The organism is Grimontia sp. SpTr1 (assembly GCF_947387585.1).
Lineage (GTDB): Bacteria > Pseudomonadota > Gammaproteobacteria > Enterobacterales > Vibrionaceae > Enterovibrio > Enterovibrio indicus.
In genome coordinates this window covers 91,632-114,626 of record NZ_CANDOD010000007.1, presented here as the reverse complement: position 1 = coordinate 114,626, position 22,995 = coordinate 91,632, and the positions used below count along the sequence as shown (strand labels likewise).

The window sequence follows — 22,995 nt, the reverse complement described above, 5'->3', positions numbered from 1 at the left end:
GGTTACTTGCCTCCAAGACGAGGAAGAGAGAAAAGAGGCTTTCGCTTGGGTGACAAATCTTCACCAATAATAAGTGAGCACAAACGGCGAACTTCCCCACCAAACTTGGACTTGGTGCTTCCTGGATTCGTGCCGCTGACCAAAAACTCCTCAAGTTTGGTCTCGTACGGCAATACAATATCAACAGGCCGGTTTAGGTATTTTTCTACTTCAGCCTGCGTCACACTGGCAAATCTTGGTGCTCTATGCTGGTTTAGAACCAATAGAGTTCGAAAATTCTTCGGCCTCTCAGCTTCTTGAGTCTGCTTGGCAAGCTTATTCAACATGGCGGAAGTTTCGCGCAAACACGAAATGGTTGGTTCCATCACAATGACGGCAACGTCGAGCATTTGATGGATGGTATGTGGCTGCACATCGAAACTCACGGATGAAGAGAGGTCATCCAATATAAAGTTGGTTTCTGATGTCAAATAAGAGACGACGAGACTGTTCGTTTCGAAGAGGTCTGCTGAGCTCTCATTGTTTAGTCCTAAAGCCAGGTAATCCAATCGGTTGGAGATGCGAGTGACGAGACTTTTGGCAGAGGTGTGGTCCAACTCTGTACCGACTTCGTTATCTGTTAATCGTCTCTTGTCGCGATTTTTTAAACCAAGGAGAAGATCGAGATTACCTGAAAGATAGTTGTGGTCTACCACCATGCAGGAGGTTTGTTTGTCGTTCGTTAGTACCCAACTGAGCTCAGCGGTAAGCAATGACGCACCAACACCACCTCTCGTTCCAACAATACCCACACGCTTTGCTCGACGACGGTTTTTTAGAGAAGATGTTTCTATGTGTCTGGAGACGACAGACTGTACAAACTCTGCCAAATCGACTTTGTCTACTGGCCAAAGCAGGTAGTAGAAACCAAGAGACTTGAGTTCTCTAACAACGGAAATAGAGTCGACATCACCTATGATGATAATTGAAAGTGATGTTGGTAGACGCGCCGATAACTGACGACATTCTTTTAATGTGTCGGGACAACCAATCAGATCAATGACGGCTAATTGCGCTTTATTTTCTTCAACCTGAACAGCGACATCTTTGAACTTGTAAGGTTGGGTAATTGGAGGCTCATGACCATCGAAGCGAAAAGTTTCCTCAATCAAAATACGAACTTCATCTGTACGATAAAATTGTATTGCGCCCAAACTGTTTTTTGATGATGAAGTAGCTGTGGAGTCTTTCTGATCTTTCTTTAATAGATCGCCGAAATCTAACATGGACGACCCCTTTACATTGGACTTTGTGGCAGTACGCCAGAAATTTGAGACTTACCTGCAATCTTACGCTCTGGATACACCATCGATTCCCAACGTAGAGATTCGACAGTACAACCGTGATTGCGGAGATTATTCCCGGATATAACTGTGTAATCACACGACGGTGCTTGAACTTGGTGAACCACGGTAGAGATTGTGATGCTGTTTTCCTCTGTTTTCGCTGAGTTTTGTAAGGACACTTTCTCAGGCGATACACCTTGTCGAATTAGCCAGCGATAACTTTTTTGCGCCAATTTTTGCCCTTGTTTTCCGTTCCAAGAAATCTTGGCGCCATAAACCAGTAGCGCTTTGCGATTAAGGATCAGATACGCATCAACCTCATCACGAGCTCGCATCATGCCGTTCTTCTGCACTGAAACACTGTATTGATAATTCACTGATGTTACTGATAAGTGGCTTCCATCAACCGCGGGTGAATTCGCGGAACATGCAGTGAGAGCTAAGGCAGTTAAGCTTGCTATCAATGACAATCTTAATGAGATCATTTTTTGAATCCTCCGGTTGATAATATTTCCTCTTGCCACTGAGCGACTTCCGGTGAAGCCTCGAGGTTGACGCCAAAAAACCTGGATAGGGTTGAGGTTCGTTGCATGGAAGGGATACGCACGTTGCCGGAAGATATTGGTTCTACGAGCGAAACAGTAGCGACAATGACCAGTTCAGTTTTCCTTCGCTCTGTAGTGGTGTTTCGGAAAAGTGCGCCAAGGATGGGTACGTCGCCAATAAATGGGATTTTGGATAAGGCTTCTTCATCTTCGGTGCTTAATAGCCCTGCTAAGACAAAACTATCGCCGTCACCTAATTCCAAAGTTGTGCGTGCACGTCGCACTTTGAACGAGGGGATATCAAGTAGTTCATCACCAAATTGAGCATCAACTGAGCTGACTTGAGGAACAATCGAGAGCTTGATTTTGTCGTCCCGTAGCACTTCTGCAGCCAGATCTAAACCGATGCCGAATTCTTTATATTGAATGCGGTATCCATCATCCACGCGGTATGTAATAGGAATCTCTCCGCCGACAAGAAAGCTTGCAGTTTCTCCTGAAATTACTGAAATATTGGGTTCAGAAAGTACCTGTCCAACGGTGTCATCGTTGATAGCGGAAATATAGGCTGCGACATTGGTGGCGCTCCCTCCTAGGCCTGAAATTCCTCTAAAGAACTGTCCGTTTCCTGCAAAACCATCGCTTAAAATGGTTCCCCATTTGATACCTAGTTCGTTGACAAGAGAACTGTTAACTTCAGCAATGGTCAGTTTGACGTTGACTTGTTTAGAAACGCTTACTTCCAGGTTATTTACTAAACCTTCATAGGTACGACGCGCCATAAAGTCGATGTCGTAGCTTTCGTTATAAGAAGTTTTCCACTCAAGACGTTTCTCAGTAAAATCCTTTTTGAGCAACTCACCAACCATGGCGTAAATGTCGTTTTTCTCTTTTTGCGTGGGAACAAATCCAGATAAGACAACCTGGTCACCTAAATTTTGGACGGAGATATTGATATTCGGATAATGCAGATTGAGGATCTGCTCTACTTTGGTGAGGCTTTTATTTACAACAATTTTTCGACTTGAAAGCGTATTGCTGTTTTCACCAAAAACAATTAATGAGGTCTGTCCAATTTTTCTTCCAAACACCACCAATTTGTGATTGTCGATCACCTGATAGTCTGCGGTTTCTGGGTCAGCGATGAATACAGTTCCAATAACTTGGTCAAATTGAAGCGATCTTGCGTCGCCCACACCAAGGTTCATAATACCTGCAGCTTTTACTGTGGCTGCTAACAGTGTGCTGGTAAGCAGGATTGAACAAGTAATGAATCGATTCTGAAGGCGTAGCATATCCCTGCTCTCTAATTAAAGGCCCTTTGTTGACCGCGAATTTCTGTGACTGATTTGAAGTTGGGTAGTACGTCGTGCGTATCAGCACTTAAACTGTTTGAAGGCTTTAAAAAGTTGTCTGTTGACTTGATGACTTCCAAGATTCCGATGCGACGTGCGATAACCATTTTGGCTATTTGTTCGCGATCTAATTCGATGGTCAATGGCAATAGCCCCTCATCATGATCTTCGTCGATGGCTAACACGCGCACATTTTGTAGAAGTGGAGATACTGATAGTGTTCGAAAAGAGTCGATAAACTTGCTCTTGGAGGATTCACCAATATTCTGGTCATCAGATGTCAAAATAATGATATCTACATTGTCACCGACTGATATCCCGGATCCAATAAATTTCTTTTTCTCGATGGTGAGTGAATATGGCGCCATACCATCTTCGATCACTGCATCAACATAACCGGGATCTTCTGGAGTAATGAAGTCACTTTGGGATAAATACTCCTGCGCTGAAATACTGCGTTTTGCCACCATTCCAGAAATGATAGAGATATTGGTGTCGTAGAGGATCCCTTGCTCTAATGCGGTTTCCTCATTGATACGGAAGTAACGAAAATTACCACTTTTCAACATCTCTCCTTTTAACAGTGGCTCTTTGAGTTGAGCAACTTGATAGGAGATGTGAGAAATACCTGAAGCTGTCGATGGTCTGCTCTGGAAAACGCCGCTAAGACCTAGCACACCAATGCTGATCGATAACGTGGCTATAATGAAAAAAAGACGTTGGCTCATGGTTTAACTCAATTTGCTTAAATAAATCCAGAACAAGCAGGAAACTACGATAGGAACTCCATAAGGCACACCTCGCACACTGCTTTTTCGATATCTGTTGATGAGGAAAATGATGATGGCGGTAAAAAAACCAAAAATGCCTATCATCACAACACTCAGCAAAAAATATTTACTATCAATAATGAGCGCATAAGACGAAAACAATTTCGTATCGCCAGCTGCTAGAGTACCCAGCAGAAATAGAACCAGCCCTACACCTAATATCAAAACACTCTGGCTAAGTTGTAGTGAGTAATCCTCACTAAAAACGGCTAAAGATAAGCAGATAAAGCAGACAATTAAGTTCAATTTATTGCTTATGCGCCTATGCGAGATATCCGATAGTAGTACAACGATAGAGCTGGTTATCAGAAGCACCTCCAGAATGAACATTCGGGATGCTAAGCCGCTTCAACCATTAGTTAGTTGCGCCAGCGGTTCCGATGTTAGTCGTGATAGTTGACAATGCTGTGGTCAGAGCTGTGTTCAATTCACCATTATCCGCGAACACTGCAACTACCAATGCAGAAATCGCAACACCGATTACAGCATACTCAATCGAAGTTACACCGCGTTCATCACGTGCAAAACGCTCTACGATCTTTGAAAGAAACATGAGAAAACTCCATTTATATAGTTTGAGAGTGTTTAACTTTGGCAAAGTTTTTAAGAACTCAGTAATTAAAAAATAATCTTAAATGCCAAAGTTGGATCATAAGATATATCTGATATTCGAATTAATCTACCTGACTTACCAGATCTGTTTATTTCATTAATGAACCAGAAAATCACATATGACACAGATTAAGGTGGAATTAAACTTGTTGTATAGTTATAGGGTTGAATATAAATTGGAGGATAATTTGATTTTAGTCACGAATAAACATATGAAACATTTACTCTTGTCTAATGCTTAAACCAGATGAGATTTGTCATTATTTTTTACTTTGTTTGAGTTGGGTCACGGAATTTTTTTGTCAGAGAAATGTTAAATATTCCTGACCTATTGCAATTGGTTTAATGACTATATAAATAGAATTACATATATTTGCAGATTATTTTATGCATGGTGACTTTTTATATGGACACCCATTTTATCAACTAAATTGTAACAAATGTAAATGAAGCACAAATTTTGAGCAAAATAAGAGGGGGTGATTAGGAGGAGTAAAACTGACGCTGATCAATTTTTGAGCGGAAATGTAAATGATCGGATTCCCACTATAGACAAATATAATGTGACCTGTTTAGTAAAGATATTTCTTATCCCTGAATTTGGTAAGAAAATTTGGCTTTATTTTCTGTGAACACGTTAACCAAATACATGCCACATACCATGCTAGCACCAAACAGTGCTATCATGCCTGAACCCGATCCTATCGCTGTCACGGCTGGCCCGGGGCAAATGCCTGCAAGCCCCCAACCGATACCGAAGATGAGTGAACCACCCACCAGTTTTTTGTCGATCTGTTGGCTTAGATTGACTGAAAAAGAATCTGCCAGCGTTGGTTTAAGCTGTTTTCGTACCAAAAGGAAGTAGCCTGGAAGGAATACGAGCAAAGCGCCGCCCATGACAAACGCCAAGCTGGGGTCCCATTCGCCGAACACATCTAGAAAGCCGATGACTTTGGCGGGATTGACCATACCAGACACCATCATCCCCAATCCGAAAAGAAAGCCTGACATCAGGGCAACTAGTTTAAAAAGCATGATGATATTCCTTAAAGGTGAAAACGGATGAAAACGGTCGCAAAGGCCGCCGCCATGAAAACAAGTGTGGCGACAATAGAACGCTTTGAAAGTCGACCCATGCCGCAAATGCCATGACCGCTGGTGCAGCCATTGGCGAGTTTAGTACCAACCCCGACGAGAAGGCCGGCACACATTGTGAGGAGGGGAGAGGTGTCAGCTGACATGGCTGAAAAGTCAGGGTAGGGGAAACCAATGAAAGACGCTATCAGTCCGGCTGCCACCATGCCGCCTACAAACAGCAATCGCCAGGACACATCGGCGTTGTTAGGCTTCAGTAAGCCGCCGACGATACCGCTGATACCAGCAACACGACCATTCAATGCTAATAAAACTAAACCTGAAACACCTAGAAGCATGCCACCTAGCAGCGCGTCCCATGGTATTTGAAATGCCATAAATACTCCCGAATTTTAATGAGTCTGCCGCAATTGCAGCGAGTCCTAATATTTAAAATTCTAATGGAGTTGATATATAAGTCAATGCTAAATTAGATAAGGGTTATTTATTGACTGTGAATGATTTTGGGCGTTGATTTATTCATCTGGTTTTGTCTTTCCCAACTGGAACACCAACTCAAAGTCCATGCCGCCATGATTGTTCTTTCTGGCAGTAATGCCCCCTTCCATGTCCCGCATATTGTTGGCGCAAATAGAAAGACCTAAGCCCAAACCCTTTCCGATTTTTTTGCTGGTGGTGAAAGGCTCAAACAAGGTTTCCAAGGCCTCCTCTTCTACACCGATACCATTGTCTGACAGAGTAACGATGACCGAGGACTTTTCAGCAACAACCGAGATGATGAGGTGAGGCTGGGCAGTATTTGCCATGGCATCACAGGCGTTGGAAATCAGGTTGCCTAAGACCTGTCTGAGGCGCTGGTCTTCTGCCAATATGCTTGGCGTGTTTTCAGGCAAACGAACCCTAACGTTCACGCGATCCAGAGGCTGTTGATAGATGCGCAGGACTTCTTCCAACACATTTGGGAACGTAATGGCATCAAGCTTGTCCGGTTTGTTGTAAGCGAAGGTTTTAAGCTGGGTGGTCATATCGACCATGCGTTCAATGAGCTTATCAATCAGCAGGTTGTTCGAGAGGATTTTCTCGCCTTCACCCCGATCGAATAACACGCCGTTGGTTGTGACCAGCGTGCGAAGTCCGGTGAGTGGTTGGTTCAACTCATGGGCAATCGCGCTCGACATCCTTCCCATTGCGGCCATTTTACTGGACTCTATCAATTGAGCCTGCGCTTCATGTAGCTCTTCCGTTCGCTCCTCTACGCGCTGTGCTAAAAGCGTGTTGGCTTCAAACAGGGCTTCTTCGGCCTTCTTCCGCTTGGTGATATCCAGCAGAGTTGCAAGATAGAAATGGCGATCATGAAAAGGGAATGCCGTAAGAGAAACCAAGGCGGGAAAGGTGCTGCCATCATGCCTTTTCGCGAGGCTTTCCTGCGCATTGATGTTGATGTCTTCAATCACTTTTTTGTACTGATCGAACAGCAACATGATGGGGGAGTGTCTGTCCTCAATCAGTTGTGAAATCTTGATATTCGGAGTGGGCTCGTCGGTAAAACCAAACATGCTGATAGCCATGGCATTGATATCAACGATTTGCCCTTTTTCATCGATCAACAAGAGACCAACCTGTGTCTTGTTGATCATCTGGTTGAGTTTTTGTTCTGACTCTTCAATCAGCGCCTGAATACGGCGCTGGCTCAGGTTTTTCTGGTGGCGCTGATAACTGATCACCCCCAGCAGGAACAACAACAAAAGCAACATGGCAACGCTCCAACCAGCCGCCGATGCGTTTCTCTCCACAGAGCTGATAGGGGTGAGGTAGCTCAGACGCCATTTCAAATCGTCCAGTTGAATGGTCTGAGCAAAATAGCGGGTGCGATCAAGCTGCCAGACGCGGATAGTGTCTCCTTGCCACAGGCTGGATACCTTGGTTTTGATGTCTATGTCGCCATCGTTCAACGCATCGGCGGAAAACTTGTCGCTACTGGAAAGAAAAAATAGCCCTTCCGGGTTTTGTAGCAACATGATGTCAGAACTCGCGAGCCACTGATCAGTCAGCAGACGTAAATCAAGTTGTACAACGACAATGCCGACAATATTCAGCTCGCTGAAAATGGGCGATGAAAGGTAGTAGAAAGGGCTCACCCCTTTGGTTTTGCGTACCATGGATGTGCCTTCGCCGAGGGCGTGGACATCGCGCACAATCGCATCCAAATCCTGACTGGTGATGTAATCGCCATCCACACTGGAAGCCAGTACTTTTCCCTGATCAGACAGGATGTACCAACCTTTGGTATTGGCTGCTTTGTCGAGTTGACTGAGTGTGTTTTCAACCTCGTCACTGATTGAGGTATCACCCAAGGTTAAAGCAACCACGTCAGGATTGTTATTGAGCAAATAGGGAAGGTGATAGAAGCGCAGCAAGGCATGGCGAATCTCAGCGATGGCGTTGAGCAAATCCTGCTGTGCGGAATGTTGCGCTTGCACGGTGAGCCATTGGCGTGCGGTTTCTCTACCACCCCAGAAAAATACTGACACCAGGATCAGCGAAATACCGATAAGACTCCATTTACGGCGCATAGCAAGATTCCGTTTGCTGGTTTCGTTTCTTGTAGAACGTTGAGTATATTAACACTATAAGCGCTTTTCCGATGGGTGGAGCATAGCGCTATCTGAGAACTGAGGGATATGGAAACAATGCAGAGTGCAAGGATTGCCCTGATTGAAGATGACGAAATCGTCAGGCAAGCAACCTCCCAATGGCTGCAATTGGCAGGCTTTGATGTGGTTGAGTTTGGCTTGGGGAATGAGGCTTTCGACGTGATTCAGCATCAGGCATTTGACGCGATTATCAGTGATGTCAGATTGCCGGATATTGATGGGATCACGCTGTTAGAAAAGCTTATCGACAGTGGTGTGAGTGCGCCAGTGCTAATCATTACTGGTCATGGAGATGTTGATATGGCTGTGAAAGCCTTGCACCTCGGCGCGTTTGATTTTATTGAAAAGCCTTTCCAGCCGGACAGGCTATCGAGTCGTGTTTCTCAAGCGGTTGAGCAATTCCGCGCACAAACCTCGACCCAGCTTCGTGGAGAATATCTTGCAAGTCTCTCGGGGCTGGAAAAAGTACTTGTCGGTCAGAGCGAAGTGATGAAGCGACTCCGCGAGCAGGTTGCACGAATCGCACTTATCGACACCAATGTAATCATTTATGGCGAAACCGGATGTGGTAAAGAGTTGGTCGCCAACAGTTTGCACAAGGGAAGCGGCAGGAAATCCTATCAGTTTGTGCCGATCAATTGCGGAGCTATCCCGGAAAACCTGTTTGAAAGCGAGCTTTTTGGCCATGAAGCAGGAGCTTTCACGGGCGCCGCGAAAAAGCGCATTGGTAAGCTGGAGTATGCCGACAAGGGCACTCTGTTTCTCGATGAAATTGAAAGTATGCCTACGGCAATGCAGGTCAAAGTGCTGCGCAGCTTGCAGGAAAATACGGTTGAGCGGGTGGGCGGCAACAAGCAAATCAATATCGATCTTCGCGTGGTCGCAGCTGCCAAAGAAGATCTGCGCGATCATCCTGAGTTCCGGCAAGATCTCTATTACCGCCTGAACGTGGCGCAAATCTATATCCCGCCGCTTCGCGAGCGCGGGGAGGACATCCTCACGCTGTTCGAACACTTTGCCAAGGAATCCAATCCCAATGCGAGACCAGTGAGTGATGCAGATAAGAAAGCCATGATGTCCTATGGCTGGCCGGGGAACGTACGTGAACTTCGTAATGTTGCCATGCGCTTTGCGCTGGACGACACCATGTCAGTACTGGAAATTCTTTCAAATCGGCCTGTGACATCCAGTGAACCCAACAGCATGGGTGTGCCTTTGGCAGTACAACTGCATAACTTTGAGCGAAAGGTGTTGGAAGAGGCGCTGAGTCGGCATCAAGGACGCATCAACGATGTGATGCAGGAACTGGATTTACCCCGCCGTACACTGAACCAGAAAATGCAAAAGTTCGGCTTAAATCGCACAGATTTTACGGATTCCTGATAGTCCTGAATGAACTCGCGATATGCATCGGCACATTTTTGCTCATCGCCATCCGATAATCCTCGCAACCCCTTGCCAATACTGGACTTCCACAATAAGCAAAATCTTGCCAATGGTTTTTTCCTCCTATCAGCAGGATTTTGCTCATTTCTCTCTCACGTTTTCAAATAATTAAATAAAATCAGACAGATAAAATCTGGCATCTACTTTGCTCTTACCAAATCCAAATAACAAATTATTAACATGGAACGCAGTAAACAGGAGTGAAGTATGAAACTGAAAAAGATGCTGGCAGCAATGGCCGTAGTGGCTTCAATGGGCACAAGCGTGAACGTTGGTGCGGAAGAGAGAAGCTATATTCTCGCAACAGCTTCAACTGGCGGTACTTACTACCCGGTAGGTGTTGCGTTAGCGACGCTGAGCAAGGTGAAGCTGGGTCCTAAGTATCAGTTCTCCCTTTCCGCGATTAGCTCTGCCGGTTCGGGTGAAAACGTTAAATTGTTGAACGAGAACGAAGCCCAGTTTGCGATTTTACAAGGGCTTTATGGCGCGTGGGCTTGGCAGGGATCAGGTCCATACAAGGGCGTGAAGCAAGATGACATCCGCGCAGTTTCGATGCTTTGGCAAAACGTTGAGCATTTTATTGTACGTTCTGACTTGGCAGAAACCGGCACGGTGGCGGATTTGTCGAAACTGGACGGTAAGAAGTTCTCGATTGGCAAAAAGAACTCAGGGACAGAGAACTCAGGCCGCCACATTATGAGTGAACTTTCCATCTCTCCGGACAACTTCCACCTAGCGTTTATGGGCTATGGTGCCAGTGCCAATGCGCTGCAAAATGGCACCATTGAAGGAATGAATACTCCCGCAGGCGTGCCAGTAGGCGCGGTTACTCAGGCATTTGCTGCCATGGGTGATGATTTGAAGATTCTTTCTTTTACGGATGAGCAAATCAAGCAGGTCAACAGCACCTATAACCTTTGGACAGCTTACGAAATTCCCGCCAACACCTATCCCGGTCTTGATAAACCAATCACCACGGTCGCCCAGCCTAACTTCCTCGCGGTGCGCGACGATGTGTCGGATGACGATGTTTATCAACTGACCAAAGCCATCTATGAAAATCTGCCTTTCCTCCAGGGCATTCATAAAGCCACCAAAGCCATGGCGATTGAAAAAGCGATTGCTGGTCTTCCGGTGCCGTTGCATCCAGGTGCCGTGCGTTATTACGAAGAAGTGGGTATCGACATTCCCGCAGAGTTGAAAACGCAATAAGCCCTTTTTCCCCAATTGGGAGATTGAAAACGACATACAGCCCTGCTTTAGGGCTGTCTAGCAAGAGAGTAGTAACGCTCCTCGAAAGGAGTGCTGGAGCCAATCATGACGGATGCTGTAAACAAAGAGCTCGAAAAATTCGAGCTGCCTAATCGCATCGATATTCCCTGGGTGAACCTGACCATTACCGTTTTGGCGGTGGCATTATCCTGTGTTCACATCTGGTTCAACACCTTATCGACTTGGTCGGAACTTTGGGTTTCGGCGACCCACTTTGCCGGATTTGCGGTGATTTGTGCGCTGTGGTTTCCCGCCGCCAATCACCTGAAACATAACAAAATCGCTTTGGTGATAGACCTATGGATTGCCATCGCGGCGGTCGCTTGTCTGCTTTACATCCCCTACGCTGAAGATGCCCTTTATGAGCGCGGCGTGAAGTTTGTAGCGAGCGATTGGGTATTCGCCACGATAGCTATCCTGATTGCGATGGAACTGGTGCGTCGCACCATGGGTTGGTTTATCCCTGTGCTCATCGCGGTATGCCTGAGCTATGTCGTGCTGTGGGGGCAGTGGATGCCCGGCGTATTCCATTTTCCGGGTTTGAGCTTGGAAACCGTTTTGTACCGAAGTTTCTTCTCGTCTGAGGGCATGTTCGGCCCTATTTCCCGTATCAGCTGGAGTTATGTCTTCATGTTCATCCTGTTTGGTGCATTTCTGGTGCGATCCGGTGTGGGTGACTTTATCGTTCGTCTATCAAAAGCCGCGGCAGGGAAAATCATTGGTGGGCCAGGTTTTATTGCGGTGTTGGGCTCGGGCTTGATGGGGTCGGTATCGGGATCGAGCGTGGCAAATACCGTCTCGACGGGTGTTATCACGATCCCTTTGATGAAAAAAGCGGGCTTTCCGGCGCGGTTTGCTGCAGGGGTGGAAGCGGCAGCATCCACGGGCGGGCAGTTGATGCCACCAGTGATGGGCGCTGGCGCCTTCATCATGGCGTCTTATACCCAAATCCCTTACGTCGATATCATCGCTGTTTCCTTTATGCCAGCGCTGATCTACTTCCTTTCCGTTGCTTTCTTTGTTCGCATAGAAGCCAAGCGCAGCAATGTGCAGAAAGTATCGGAAGACGAAGAGTCGGTTCTGGGTGTGCTCATTTCAGGCTGGCACAACCTTATCCCGCTCGCGGTGTTGGTGTTTTTACTGATCCAAGGGTTCACACCGACTTACGCCGCGGGCATTTCCATTCTTTCTGTGATTGCAGCCAGTTGGCTCTCGAAAGATAACAAAATGGGACCCAATGCTGTGATCGAAGCATTGGCGTTAGGGGCCAAGAACATGGCGCCGACGGCGATTCTGCTCGTTGGTATTGGCTTGGTGGTTAACGTTATCAGCACGACAGGCATTGGTAATACCTTCTCACTGATGATTGATGGCTGGGCAGGCGGTAACCTGATGGTGATGTTACTGCTGATTGCGTTGGCTTCTTTGATCCTCGGAATGGGTTTGCCAGTGACCGCAGCTTATATCGTACTTGGTACTTTGTCCGCACCCGCGCTTTATACCTTGCTGGCAGAAAACCAGTTGATTGATCTGATTGTCGCTGGCGAGCTGCCTGAACAAGCGAAAGCCATCTTTATGTTGGCGGGGCCGGAAACCTTTGAATCGTTGAGCGCGGCGATGTCCGTAGAACAAGCCAAAGAGCTGCTGACGCTGGTGCCACCGGATTTCAAAGAAACCCTGATGGAACAAGCGCTGGGCGTTGAAGCTGTCGGGCTGGCATTGCTCTCTGCGCATCTGATTATATTCTGGCTGTCGCAAGACAGTAATGTCACGCCGCCTGTCTGTCTTACGGCCTTTGCTGCTGCGACCATCGCACGCACGCCACCGATGAGGACGGGCTTGACGGCATGGAAGATCGCCAAAGGACTTTATATCGTGCCACTTCTGATTGCCTACAGCTCGCTGGTGAGTTGGGACTTCACTGAAGTGTTGGTGGTGGGCATTTTTGCCATCTTCGGCATCTATTCACTTATCGGTGCCTTGGAAGGGTATCTGGAAGGTGCCTTGAACCCTTTGCTGCGATTGGTATTGATTGTTGCGGCAATCGTCATGGTCTGGCCGGGCTTACCACTTTGGATGAGGTTACTCGGTGTGATGACTTTCCTAGCACTCTTTATCTACAGTGGCCGAAAGGTTCCGGCTCAGACTGCAGCGTCATCCCACTAATGTCTTCTTTCATCTGGTTTAGGCATCAAGCCTGGACCAGATGTTTTTCCCCGTTGTCCCAAATCCTGACACCTTTTGTCAGCAAACTTTGCTCATGATTGTTTTAGGTTTGTGCCAGGGGCTGTTGACCTTTGGTGGTTAAATTTTGTTCTAGCCCTAAACGTTTTAGGCGCGGCGAGGTGTGTGTCGCCTAGTCACTCTAAGCAAATACACCTCAACAAAGCATAAAGCGTTTAGGGCAGAACCCTTTGGGCAGCGTTTGTGGGGACTTTCTGCTGCGTTATCGGCTTCTCATGTAGGCGAGCTACACATCGAAGCCTCTGCCTTGCATAAAACCCCCACAAACTGCTGCAAAAATCATCACCAAAGGTCAACAGCCCCTAAGGGTTATTCATGAAAAGTGACAGCTTTTTAGTGTTATGCGTCATGTCGATGCTTCTTGCCCCCGCACTTTTGGGCACTTTGGCGAACGCCACGACACCTTCTCCGCCCAATGCGCGCGTCTTCTTTATCACTCCACAAGATGGTGAGGTGGTCCCGCAGACCTTTAAGGTCAAATTCGGGTTGGAAGGTATGCGGTTGGCGAAAGCGGGTGAGAGAGTACCCAATTCAGGACATCATCATCTTTTGATCAACATTGACTCGCTGGTGGATTTTTCGCTGCCTTTACCAGCAACAAATAACATCCTGCATTTTGGTGGTGGGCAAACTGAGACGCAATTGACGCTGCCGAAGGGAAAACACACGCTGCAATTACTTCTCGGAGACTACCTTCATATTCCTCATGTTAAACCTGTTATTTCCCACAAAATCACCATTATCGTCAGATAAAAAAGCGCAGACTCCGGTGGTGGAATAGGAGCCTGCGCAAGGGTGCAGTGGATAGATAAATTGGATTTGTTTTATTGGCCGCGGCCGCACACCATCACAACCAAAGTGCGGAAGATGATGTAACAGTCCATTCTCAACCAACTCATTGGTGAAGACAGTGACAGTGCGTAAGAGTGGTCAAAGCCGACTTTTGAACGTACATCTTCAATGCAGGTGTCATAGCCTTGGTTAACCTGAGCAAGACCGGTGATGCCTGGCGTCACGCCATAAGTGCGGTCGGCAAAGTAAGGAATAGCAGTTTCCAGTTTTTGGTAGAAACCTGGGCGTTCTGGACGAGGGCCAATCAGCGCCATATCACCGGCCAGCACATTCAGAAACTGTGGCAGTTCATCCAGACGGGTTTTGCGCAGGAAACGACCTACGCGGGTCACGCGAGGGTCTTCTTTGGCTGCCCAAGCCGCGCCGCCAGCTTCTGCGTCAGCACGCATAGTGCGGAACTTAATCATGTTAAAAATCAGGCTACGGTCTGGCAGTGAACGACCAATGCGCATCTGGCTGAAGAAAACGGGGCCTGGGCTGTCGAGTTTGATAGCGAGTGCAATCAAAGGAAACAGCGGCAGTGTGAGTGCCAGTCCGATAAGAGAGCAGAAAATGTCCATCGAGCGCTTCGCTTTTGCAGTGATGGGATTGATGTCCATTTGCGCGTTGAGATTCATGTTCAGGTTCATGATGATCGTCCTCTTCCTAAATTCATTTGCCAGACGTGACACGCTGCCAATGTCCTTTTTCTAATCCAATGATGTAGCGCAGAGTACCAATCAGGTTTGCCGTGTGGCCGGCAACCAGGTAGTTCAGCGCCTTGCTAATTCTGTTTTTGGGCTGACAGCCGATCAGCTGACATATCGCCACGATGCTGTAAATACTGAGTTGTCCTGCCGCTGCAACCATGAAGAAGGGATTGGTCTTGGCAAGGTAGATGCTGCCTGCCAACGCAGTCAGCATCAGAAACGGCATCAGCACGCGTAACGCTTTGCCAGAAGCAAAGGTGAATGCGACACCGCGGTGGCTGGGGTGCAAACATTCTGCGAGGCGAATAAGCTGCTGACAGTTACCCGCACCAATGCGCAGACGGCGACGGAAGTCCTGCGCGTGGTTGGAGGCTTCCAGCTCCACAGCCTGAATATCTTCCAGCACCACTGCGCGGTAGCCTTGCGCCACGATGGACATTGGCAAGATGAAATCATCATTGATCGTGTCCAGCGCCAACGGCTTGAATAATTCACGGCGGATAAAGTACAGCGCACCATGTGCTCCCAATGCCGAGCCGAGTTGTGCTTCGTTGCGTTGGATTTTGTTCTGATAGTGCCAATATTGCTGTTCTTCTTCGCAAGGGTTCAGGAAACAGTAACGACTGTTTACTACGCCAACTTCTTTGCACTGAAAGCGTTTGGCCGCCAGACGCAGTGCGTCGTAAGAAATCAGGGCTGAAATATCGCTCATCGCCACCAGGTCGGTATGAATGGTCGCCATGGCTTTGTTGAGCACAATCACCTTGCCGTGATTGTCGATGTACTCAAGCACACGCAGGTTCAGGTGCTGGCACAGCGGTTCTCTGATGGTGTTGCGGGCAACTTCTGCCGTGTCGTCAGTGCAGCCATCGCATGCCAAAACGATTTCCAGCTTTTCTGCGGGATAGTCCAGCATGGCCAGATTTCGGATTTTCTCTGCGATCCATTGTGCCTCGTTGTAAGCAGGCAGCAGCACGCAGATGGTTGGCAGTGCTTTTTCATCCGCCATGGTTGCTGGCTCTGAGGCTGTGTTAGTGGTGAACCGCACCAACAGTTTCAGTAGCAGGGGGTAGCCAATGTGGTGATAAATCACCAGCGCGATACTCGCCGTTGTGAGCCAAAAAATCAGTTCATATGCCATAGCTAAGACCCTCCGCCAAAGAATCATAGGCTTTTGCCATGTTTCGGACATCGGCATGGCACATTACGAAATCTCGTGGGTTTTGAGTGCGGCTTTCATACAGGAATGGCAGGATTTTCTCCGCCATGTCTGCAGAATCCCCCGCTTTCAACAGTAAACCTGTTTTCGGGCAAAGCGTTTCGACAGCGCCACCCACATCGGTAACCGCAGTCGGAATGCCGCAAGATTGTGCTTCAAGGGGGGCCAGTGGAAAGCCTTCGTTGAACGATGGTAAGCAGAAGAGATCCAGTGATTGGTAGAAGGTTGGCATGCTCTCGACATGGCCAAGGAAATGAACGCGATGGTCAATCGCCAAACGTTCAGCCTGATCTTTCAGCGCGCTTTCCAGTGAGCCGGAGCCCGCAATAGCCAGATGATAGTGAGCAGGCAAATCGGCCATCGCTTCAATCAGCACGCCGTGGCCTTTCACTTCTTCGAGACGGCCACTGGCACCAATCAGTTTGACGCCAGAAGGCAGGTTCAATGCCTTGCGTGCTTTGAATTTGTCACCAGGAATGAATCGGGAAGTATCGATACCGTTCTTGATGACTTTTAACTGGTGAATGCCGGGTAAATCCATCATGCCCTGCGCCACGATGTCGGCATCTGCAACTTCGACAGGTTTGGCAATCAAGGAAACGATACGGTGTAGAAGGCGATGGCTTTTTTCACTGTAGTGCCAAGCGTCGTGCTCGGTGTGCATGTGAGCCATACCATTAAGGCGAGATGCCAAACCACCGTAAAAGAAGGGACCGATATGGTGGGTATGAACCACATCTGCTTTCAACTCACGAAGAACACGTTTCAACTGCTTCACCAGGGCATAAGACAGGCCAGGTTGCTTGTTGAGGAAAATGAGCTGGTCTTTGTGAGCCTCGAGACGAGGCCACGCTGCAATCGCAGATTCCAGATTACCTTCGAGACTCACTATCTTCATGTTGTTGCGGAACGTGGAGAAGTTCATCAGCTCGAGCGCCATGACTTCGAGTCCACCGGGTCTGAGATGTTGTACTACCTGCACTATGGTCTTCATGGTTTTCCCCAATTCGATTCAATCTTTAGGAACCTTGTTGATGAAGACCTTAGTGCATAGGGTGTGCCAATTCGTGTGTGGCATTTAACTCAATGATATGGCGAAGAATTCTAAAATGGTATTTGGCAGGAGAGTTGAATTTCTCATTCTGAGAATCGCCCTGACAGTCATCGGGCGAGTCCCATGATTTTTTCACGCCAGTTTTCCATCGTGCGGGAATTTACCTTTTCCATTTGCTCCCAACGGTCCGGAATGTCATTTTTTATCGTCGCCAGAAGCTGACGTGCATTGGGATCGCTTTGGGCTTGTTGCTCCAGCCATAACAGCCAGCGGTAATCGACAATGCCGTTCATCATGTCATACAGATCGTTGTGGATATCAGGCTCTTCCGGACAAGGATTGACGGAAGGGTAGAGCATTTGCACATCAAACTCCCGCCCATCGGTAGGGTCGAATGGGTCTGCGGTTGGCATACGTCCGTGCCATTTCAAAAAGCCATCCGCACCGGTTCGCCACAGGTAGTAGCCAGATGCCGCGCGAGCGTTAGAGAGGTTATAGAGCCATACTTCGCGGTCGTCTTTCTGCGTCTCTTTGACCTGATCCGCATCAATGCCAAAGCCGTCGTTCACTAAGACCAAGTCGAACATGGGAAGGTAGGCTTTATCATGATCACTGTTTAGGTGCCCAGCGAGCTTGGCGTCTGGGGCGAGCATGCTAAAGCTTCGGTGCATTTCCTTAAACAGATCAACATTGCCGGGATTGCTTGGTTCATCAGCAATCGACCAATAGGGTGTTGGTTGCAACCGCTGTTTATAGCGGGCTTCAATGTCTGCCACAACATTGGCAGCATTGCCTGTGCCTATGGACTGGCTGAGCCGTTTAGCCGGGGCGTAAGCCATCACGGAGCTAAAGCCCAGAACATTCAGGTTATCGGAAAGGTTATCGAATTCCTTTTGTGTTTCCTGATTGTGGGGTGTGGAATAAGGCGGAGAGATACCGGTCAGCCCGATTTTTCTCAGGAACTTCAAATCGCAGATCATTGCCATGTCACCAATGGGTGCCAGATCTTTGAACCAACCAAACTGCACCTGTTTTTCAAGGTAAATCCCGACGGGTTTGGTCAACGCAGGTAAGGCAACATCCAGAACAGAAACGGTGAACGGCGCTTTAAGGACTTTGCCCTGCATCATCACCTGCACTTCGCCGCGATAGTCACCGGGAGGCTGGTTGTCTGGTACATCAACTCGCACCATTAGCCGCCTTGGCAGCGCAACGCCTTGGTTTTCCGGCATCAATCCATGTCGGAGATAATCATCGTTGGGTGCCAGCAAGGTTGATGAAAGGTGGGTTCGGGTCAGTTGCCACTGGCTCCAGTGCCAACTGGCCGCCAAGGTTTGCTGTTCTTGGCTGGGTTGTCTGAGCAACACCATGGGAGCGCCGGGCAGGTTGCCTTGTTCGAACGCCATGGTGAATAACACGGGTGTTCCGGGAGCAGCACTGATTGTGTCCTTTTGAACCTGTAACCTTGGCTGCCCAGTTGGCCACTTTTTCCATGCTGCTACCGGCCAGTTTCTGTCCCACCAGAGTTTTCTTTGGCGGGCCAGCATATCCAATATCAGTGGGTTATCCGCAGGTGTTGCCAGCACACCGCTGACAAACTGTGCATCTGGGCTGTCGCCTTTGAGGGTGATCTTCACCGGATTGCCGTTACTGCTGGCACTGAAAGTGACGCGGTCACTTTTTCTGGCGCCAAAATGATCCCAACTGCTGCTTTCCGGTGAGACGGTCACGTCGCGAAGGCCAAGGTAGACATTTTCAATCCAGTCCTTTGGAGAAAGACGTTGTCGGTAAACGGTTTTTCCATCCACTTGAATCTGGCGTTCCAGTGGATGGGGGAGAAACTCCCATTCACCTGCGTCGCGCAGCCAGAGGGTGATTTGCCATTCACCGGCAGGTAGTGGCAGTGTCAGGTTATCAATGCCACGGATGCCATCAAACGTTAAGGCGTCAGCAGCCTGCATGCGGGTACTTCTGTCCAGTGCATGAACTGAACGTCCGGTGACCAGCGGCGAGCCGGGTGACAAAGGCTGAAATCCAGGCCAAATCGCGCTTCCTTCTGGACCTAAATCCCACGCAAAGATGTTTTTGCCCAATGGCTTGGGGGTAACAGCCTTGATGCTGGTCAGCGCAAAACCGCGCTCTGCACGTCCGGCAAAAACGATAATTTGCTCAAGACCTTGCAGATCTAATCGTCTACCTTCCGGGGTGCGCAAGCTGGCGAAAGGGACTTCCAGATTAAATTCACCGGGTGGTATGACTCGCTCGATGTTGGCGCGATCGGCATAACCCGGGTTTTTGGTGTCATCGGCTCGGATGACGGCGATAGCGTCGGTTTTCGAAAGGTTATTACCAGAAATCACCAGCATGCTGGTTTCCGAGATGTCTTGCAGTTCCGTGCTGTCGAGACGGAGGTTGGCCATCACCAATGAAGGACAAAGTAACAGCAAGGTGAGAATCCATGGCTTCATCTTTGTCACTCCATTATTTGGCTTCGATAACATTGCCGTCTTTGGGTGAAGGCAGTGCAGGGTGTTCCTGCTTCACGAATGGAATGCGCGTGAGTACCGGCGCACCTGTGATGGTTTCCAGTGTATCTATACGGCGAATGGTGGTGTCAGTCAGTTCCATGATGACGGCAAGCCCACAGCCAAGGAATACACCGCCCACCATGCCAGCGATGGCAAACACAATGATGGGGAGATTGCTTGGTCTGCTCGGTGAGTAAGGGCGGTCGATAATCTTAATCCGCTTATCTTGTTCGAACACACCGAGAGAGCTGGTTAAACGTGCTTTTTCCTGACGTTCCAGCAACTCTTCAAACAACATACGTTTCACCTGCAGGTCACGCTCGAGCTTGCGGATTTGCTGCTCTTTCTCGCCGGACATATTGGTCTTTTCTTCCAGCTGGGTGATCATTTTCCGCAAGCTGGCCGTTTCCTCTTCCAGCGTTTCCACTTTGCTTCTTGCAGCCTGAAGGCTTTCTAGCTGGGAGATAAGCAGGGGTTGGGATTCACTGTCACCATTCATGCGTGCGCTGCTGGCGATATCCCAGAGCTGTGCGGTGTCAATGGTCTCGCGGGTTGATTCAACCAGTTGGGCGCGTTGTTCTTCGAGGCGGCGCAGGTTCCTGAGCGCCGCCTGAACCAGGCTGTGTTGGTCGGTGTAACGCGCTTTCAGTAATGCCAGCTCGCTGCGAATTTTCACAATCTGATCTTCAATACTGCCTATCACCGGGTTGGTGCTGGAAAGTTGTTGGTCAAGGCCACCCAGACTCTTCTGTGCGCCGGCCATTTCGGCTTCCTTTTCGGAAAGGCGTTGCTTGAGCTGTTCGATACGGGCATAGTTTGCGACTTGGAGTTCCGGCAAACCATCCGCATGCTTGCTGCGAAAGTCAGCCAACGCCGCTTCTGCATCATCCAGTTCTTCGCGACGCTTATTGATGTGTTCTGAAAGGAAGAAGCTGGAGTCTTTCATGGAGGAGCGTTCCGGTGCTAAGAGCTCTTCCACCACATAATCGCTTACGGTTTCCAGCGTTTCTTTCATACCTTCTGGATCGTTAGAGCGGTAATCAATTCTGATCACGTCTTTACCAATGGTGACCATATTCAGCCCATTGGAAAGCCGTGCGATGACTTCATCGAGCTTTTGCGGTGAGTCGTCTTCGCCCACATAGCCTCGTTCAAGCGCGACCTTCCCCAAAATGTGGCGACTGTGCAGCAGGGTTTGTAAGCCACTGAAACGCTCTTTCATCTGGGCCGACACCGCGAGGTCCTCCAGAAAAGGGTTCATTTTTGAGGTTTCCTGAACCAGCATGCTGGTGTGCGAAATATACTGCTTTGGGCTCAGCAGGCCGATGGCAATCCCCATCAAAGGAAAGATGAGTATCGGCATCATAACCACATAGCGACGACGCCAAGCGCCATCGAGCAGGATCAGGAATTTGTAGGTCAAGGAGTTCATAGCGCATCCAACCAGTCAGCTAATTTTTCAGCTCGCGCATCCCAGGTATGAGGGCTGACCGCCGCTTGCTGGTGTGAATTGTTTTGCTTCTGCCCCGCACGTTCCAGTGCTGAGATCATTTCGTCCACATTATTAACGATAGACACATATCCACGATATTCACTGACAGCAGGGAAAGGTGTGCTAATCACCGGACGTCCCGTGGCGAGATATTCACGTAACTTCAGAGGGTTACACGCCTGAATCTGGCCGTTGTCGGTAAAAGGCAGCAAGCTGGCTGACCAATGTTGACTGTAACCAGGTAGTTCGTGGTGAGGGCGAGGGCCCATCAGGGTGACGTTATCGTGCTTTGCCAAGGTTTTGGCTTCGTCGCAGGCATGTCCGATGAAAACAAAATGCCAGTTTGGCAGTGCCTCAATGGTGCTGTGCAGCATGGGGTAATCCAGCCATTCAGACAGCGAGCCGTAGAAACCAGCGATGGGCTTACCATCATTAGGCAAGTCTTTAGCGCGGGGTGCCGGCGTAGAAAACAGTGAGTAGTCGACACCGTGTGGCAGCAGACGTGTGCGCATGGCAGGAAAACGTGTGTAGAGGGTTTCACTGGCAGCGAGGATGAGATCTGCTTTGTTCACCAATTCAGTTTCTCGTTCTGCCACGGTGTCGTGGTCGACACCCGCCAGCTTGGAAAAGTCGTCACCGCAATAATAAACCACCGACGACGCCCCCAGTTTGTCTGAAATATCCACTGCCGTTGGCAGAGAAGTCCAGAGGATTGGGTTGTGCAGGTTGGCTTTTTCAATGATAGGCAGCAGTTGGTTCATCAGCATACTGGATGCGATGGTTCTGCCGAAACGGGTGCGCGGTGCAGGCAGCGTTGATGGATTCACCAAGGTGAAGTTCGCAGGCAAGCTTGCCTCACTTTTTGCTGCAGTTGGAAGCGATTTTGCGGTGAGCTTTCTCCACGCCCGACGCACATCGTTCATGGTGAGTGTTGGTCGGCGAAGGCCGATGGAGTTGACCCAAACCACTTTGCGCTGTTCCGAAAGACGACGGATAAGGTGCTGGGTGCTTGAAGGCAAACCGCCCCAGTCTTCACCGAAAACAATCAAATCGCGGCTCACCGTTTCATCTCCTCATCCGTGAGTGGACGAATCACTTTTGCTGGCACACCGCCAGCGACAACAAAGGGTGGCAGGTCGTGAGTGACCACGCTGCCAGCGGCGACAATAGTGCCTCGGCCGATGGTGACACCAGCCATCACAGAGACACCGGTCGCCAGCCAAACATCCTGTTCCAAAATGACATCGCCCACTTGGCTGTCGAGTTCAGACATGCCTGCGGCGCGGTCTTCTGCATTGACAGGGTGCCCGGGATAGCCAGCGATAAAAGCACGGCCTGCGATGCGAACGTTGTCGCCCAACACCACTTTGGAGCCAACTGCGATGGTGGTTTGCCAGCCGATATCAATATTGCTGCCCATGATCAGCTCTGGTTGGCTGTTACCGCTGGTGCGGCCCGAGATGGTGGATTGCCCTGATACGCGGCAGTCATCACCCATGGAGATAGAAACCGGACCGCTGACGAAAGGCATACCACCGTAGAGATACAAACCACGACCGACATGCTGCAGGCGACCCTTGAATACCGGTGTCCACCACAGAGCGCGAGTCAGGTTGCCCCAAAGGGCCTGAATCACGACCGTGATTTTGTAGAGTGGTACAACAATGAGTTTTGGTGCTGGCATGCTCATATGGAGCATACCTTTCAGCATTTTGAACAGGCCGCGAGCGACGGGGCTCGGGCTGTGCTTCAACCAATGTCGGGTAGCTTGCATGTTCATGAT

At 48.9% G+C, this 22,995-nt stretch carries 20 protein-coding genes; 4 read left to right on the top strand and 16 right to left on the bottom strand.

What is annotated here, in order from left to right:
* Positions 1-2 precede the first annotated feature (2 nt).
* From QL223_RS12205 to QL223_RS12165, 9 genes are all read right to left on the bottom strand, one after another.
* Positions 3-1,265, bottom strand: coding sequence for a type II/IV secretion system ATPase TadZ/CpaE, associated with Flp pilus assembly (locus QL223_RS12205; protein WP_002539831.1), 1,263 nt, complete (start codon positions 1,263-1,265; stop codon positions 3-5).
* An 11-nt stretch (positions 1,266-1,276) separates the two neighbouring features.
* On the bottom strand, positions 1,277-1,810 hold the full coding sequence (locus QL223_RS12200) for a hypothetical protein (protein WP_002539832.1): 534 nt from the start codon (positions 1,808-1,810) through the stop codon (positions 1,277-1,279).
* Positions 1,807-3,078 (bottom strand): pilus assembly protein N-terminal domain-containing protein, encoded by a 1,272-nt coding sequence (locus tag QL223_RS12195; RefSeq protein WP_239643988.1) that lies wholly within the window; start codon positions 3,076-3,078, stop codon positions 1,807-1,809. Before QL223_RS12195 ends, QL223_RS12200 begins: the two co-directional genes overlap by 4 nt.
* A 98-nt stretch (positions 3,079-3,176) precedes the next feature.
* The gene (cpaB, locus tag QL223_RS12190; protein WP_002539835.1) at positions 3,177-3,953 is read right to left on the bottom strand and encodes a Flp pilus assembly protein CpaB; all 777 of its coding nucleotides are present in this window, start codon (positions 3,951-3,953) and stop codon (positions 3,177-3,179) included.
* A 3-nt stretch (positions 3,954-3,956) separates the two neighbouring features.
* Positions 3,957-4,385: a prepilin peptidase gene (locus QL223_RS12185; protein WP_348651394.1), complete on the bottom strand. Its 429-nt coding sequence runs from the start codon at positions 4,383-4,385 to the stop codon at positions 3,957-3,959.
* Between the two features lie 25 nt (positions 4,386-4,410).
* A complete protein-coding gene (locus tag QL223_RS12180) occupies positions 4,411-4,608 on the bottom strand; it encodes a Flp family type IVb pilin (RefSeq protein ID WP_002539837.1) in 198 nt (65 codons plus the stop codon).
* Between the two features lie 647 nt (positions 4,609-5,255).
* The gene (locus tag QL223_RS12175; RefSeq protein WP_281544903.1) at positions 5,256-5,702 is read right to left on the bottom strand and encodes a YeeE/YedE family protein; all 447 of its coding nucleotides are present in this window, start codon (positions 5,700-5,702) and stop codon (positions 5,256-5,258) included.
* Positions 5,703-5,713: 11 nt separating this feature from the next.
* Positions 5,714-6,139, bottom strand: a complete 426-nt coding sequence (locus QL223_RS12170) for a YeeE/YedE thiosulfate transporter family protein (protein ID WP_281544902.1) — start codon at positions 6,137-6,139, stop codon at positions 5,714-5,716.
* Positions 6,140-6,277: 138 nt separating this feature from the next.
* The gene (locus tag QL223_RS12165) at positions 6,278-8,335 is read right to left on the bottom strand and encodes an ATP-binding protein (RefSeq protein WP_281544901.1); all 2,058 of its coding nucleotides are present in this window, start codon (positions 8,333-8,335) and stop codon (positions 6,278-6,280) included.
* Between the two features lie 117 nt (positions 8,336-8,452).
* Between QL223_RS12165 and QL223_RS12160 the strand changes: the two genes are divergently transcribed.
* The 4 genes from QL223_RS12160 to QL223_RS12145 all read left to right on the top strand — a co-directional run bounded on the left by QL223_RS12160 (position 8,453) and on the right by QL223_RS12145 (position 14,131).
* Complete coding sequence (locus QL223_RS12160; protein WP_281544900.1) at positions 8,453-9,799, top strand: sigma-54 dependent transcriptional regulator; 1,347 nt, start codon at positions 8,453-8,455, stop codon at positions 9,797-9,799.
* A 270-nt stretch (positions 9,800-10,069) separates the two neighbouring features.
* Positions 10,070-11,074: a TAXI family TRAP transporter solute-binding subunit gene (locus QL223_RS12155; protein WP_002539844.1), complete on the top strand. Its 1,005-nt coding sequence runs from the start codon at positions 10,070-10,072 to the stop codon at positions 11,072-11,074.
* Between the two features lie 105 nt (positions 11,075-11,179).
* Positions 11,180-13,300 carry a TRAP transporter permease gene (locus tag QL223_RS12150; RefSeq protein ID WP_281544899.1) on the top strand — a complete coding sequence of 707 codons (2,121 nt, stop codon included), beginning with the start codon at positions 11,180-11,182 and terminating at the stop codon, positions 13,298-13,300.
* 393 nt (positions 13,301-13,693) lie between these two features.
* Positions 13,694-14,131: a DUF4399 domain-containing protein gene (locus QL223_RS12145; RefSeq protein ID WP_281544898.1), complete on the top strand. Its 438-nt coding sequence runs from the start codon at positions 13,694-13,696 to the stop codon at positions 14,129-14,131.
* Between the two features lie 71 nt (positions 14,132-14,202).
* Here the strand turns inward: QL223_RS12145 and QL223_RS12140 are convergent, their stop codons facing one another.
* The 7 genes from QL223_RS12140 to QL223_RS12110 all read right to left on the bottom strand — a co-directional run bounded on the left by QL223_RS12140 (position 14,203) and on the right by QL223_RS12110 (position 22,992).
* Positions 14,203-14,859: a sugar transferase gene (locus QL223_RS12140; protein WP_152442379.1), complete on the bottom strand. Its 657-nt coding sequence runs from the start codon at positions 14,857-14,859 to the stop codon at positions 14,203-14,205.
* A gap of 22 nt (positions 14,860-14,881) precedes the next feature.
* Positions 14,882-16,060: a glycosyltransferase family 2 protein gene (locus QL223_RS12135; RefSeq protein WP_281544897.1), complete on the bottom strand. Its 1,179-nt coding sequence runs from the start codon at positions 16,058-16,060 to the stop codon at positions 14,882-14,884.
* A complete protein-coding gene (locus QL223_RS12130) occupies positions 16,050-17,132 on the bottom strand; it encodes a glycosyltransferase (protein ID WP_039850174.1) in 1,083 nt (360 codons plus the stop codon). The genes QL223_RS12135 and QL223_RS12130 overlap by 11 nt, the downstream gene beginning before the upstream one ends.
* Positions 17,133-17,299: 167 nt before the next feature.
* On the bottom strand, positions 17,300-19,660 hold the full coding sequence (locus tag QL223_RS12125; protein WP_281544896.1) for a hypothetical protein: 2,361 nt from the start codon (positions 19,658-19,660) through the stop codon (positions 17,300-17,302).
* 13 nt (positions 19,661-19,673) lie between these two features.
* Entirely contained in the window at positions 19,674-21,152 is a 1,479-nt protein-coding gene (locus QL223_RS12120) for a chain-length determining protein (protein WP_281544895.1), read from the bottom strand.
* Positions 21,149-22,273 carry a glycosyltransferase gene (locus QL223_RS12115; RefSeq protein WP_002539852.1) on the bottom strand — a complete coding sequence of 375 codons (1,125 nt, stop codon included), beginning with the start codon at positions 22,271-22,273 and terminating at the stop codon, positions 21,149-21,151. The genes QL223_RS12120 and QL223_RS12115 overlap by 4 nt, the downstream gene beginning before the upstream one ends.
* Positions 22,270-22,992: an acyltransferase gene (locus tag QL223_RS12110; RefSeq protein ID WP_281544894.1), complete on the bottom strand. Its 723-nt coding sequence runs from the start codon at positions 22,990-22,992 to the stop codon at positions 22,270-22,272. Before QL223_RS12110 ends, QL223_RS12115 begins: the two co-directional genes overlap by 4 nt.
* Between the last annotated feature and the right edge of the window lie 3 nt (positions 22,993-22,995).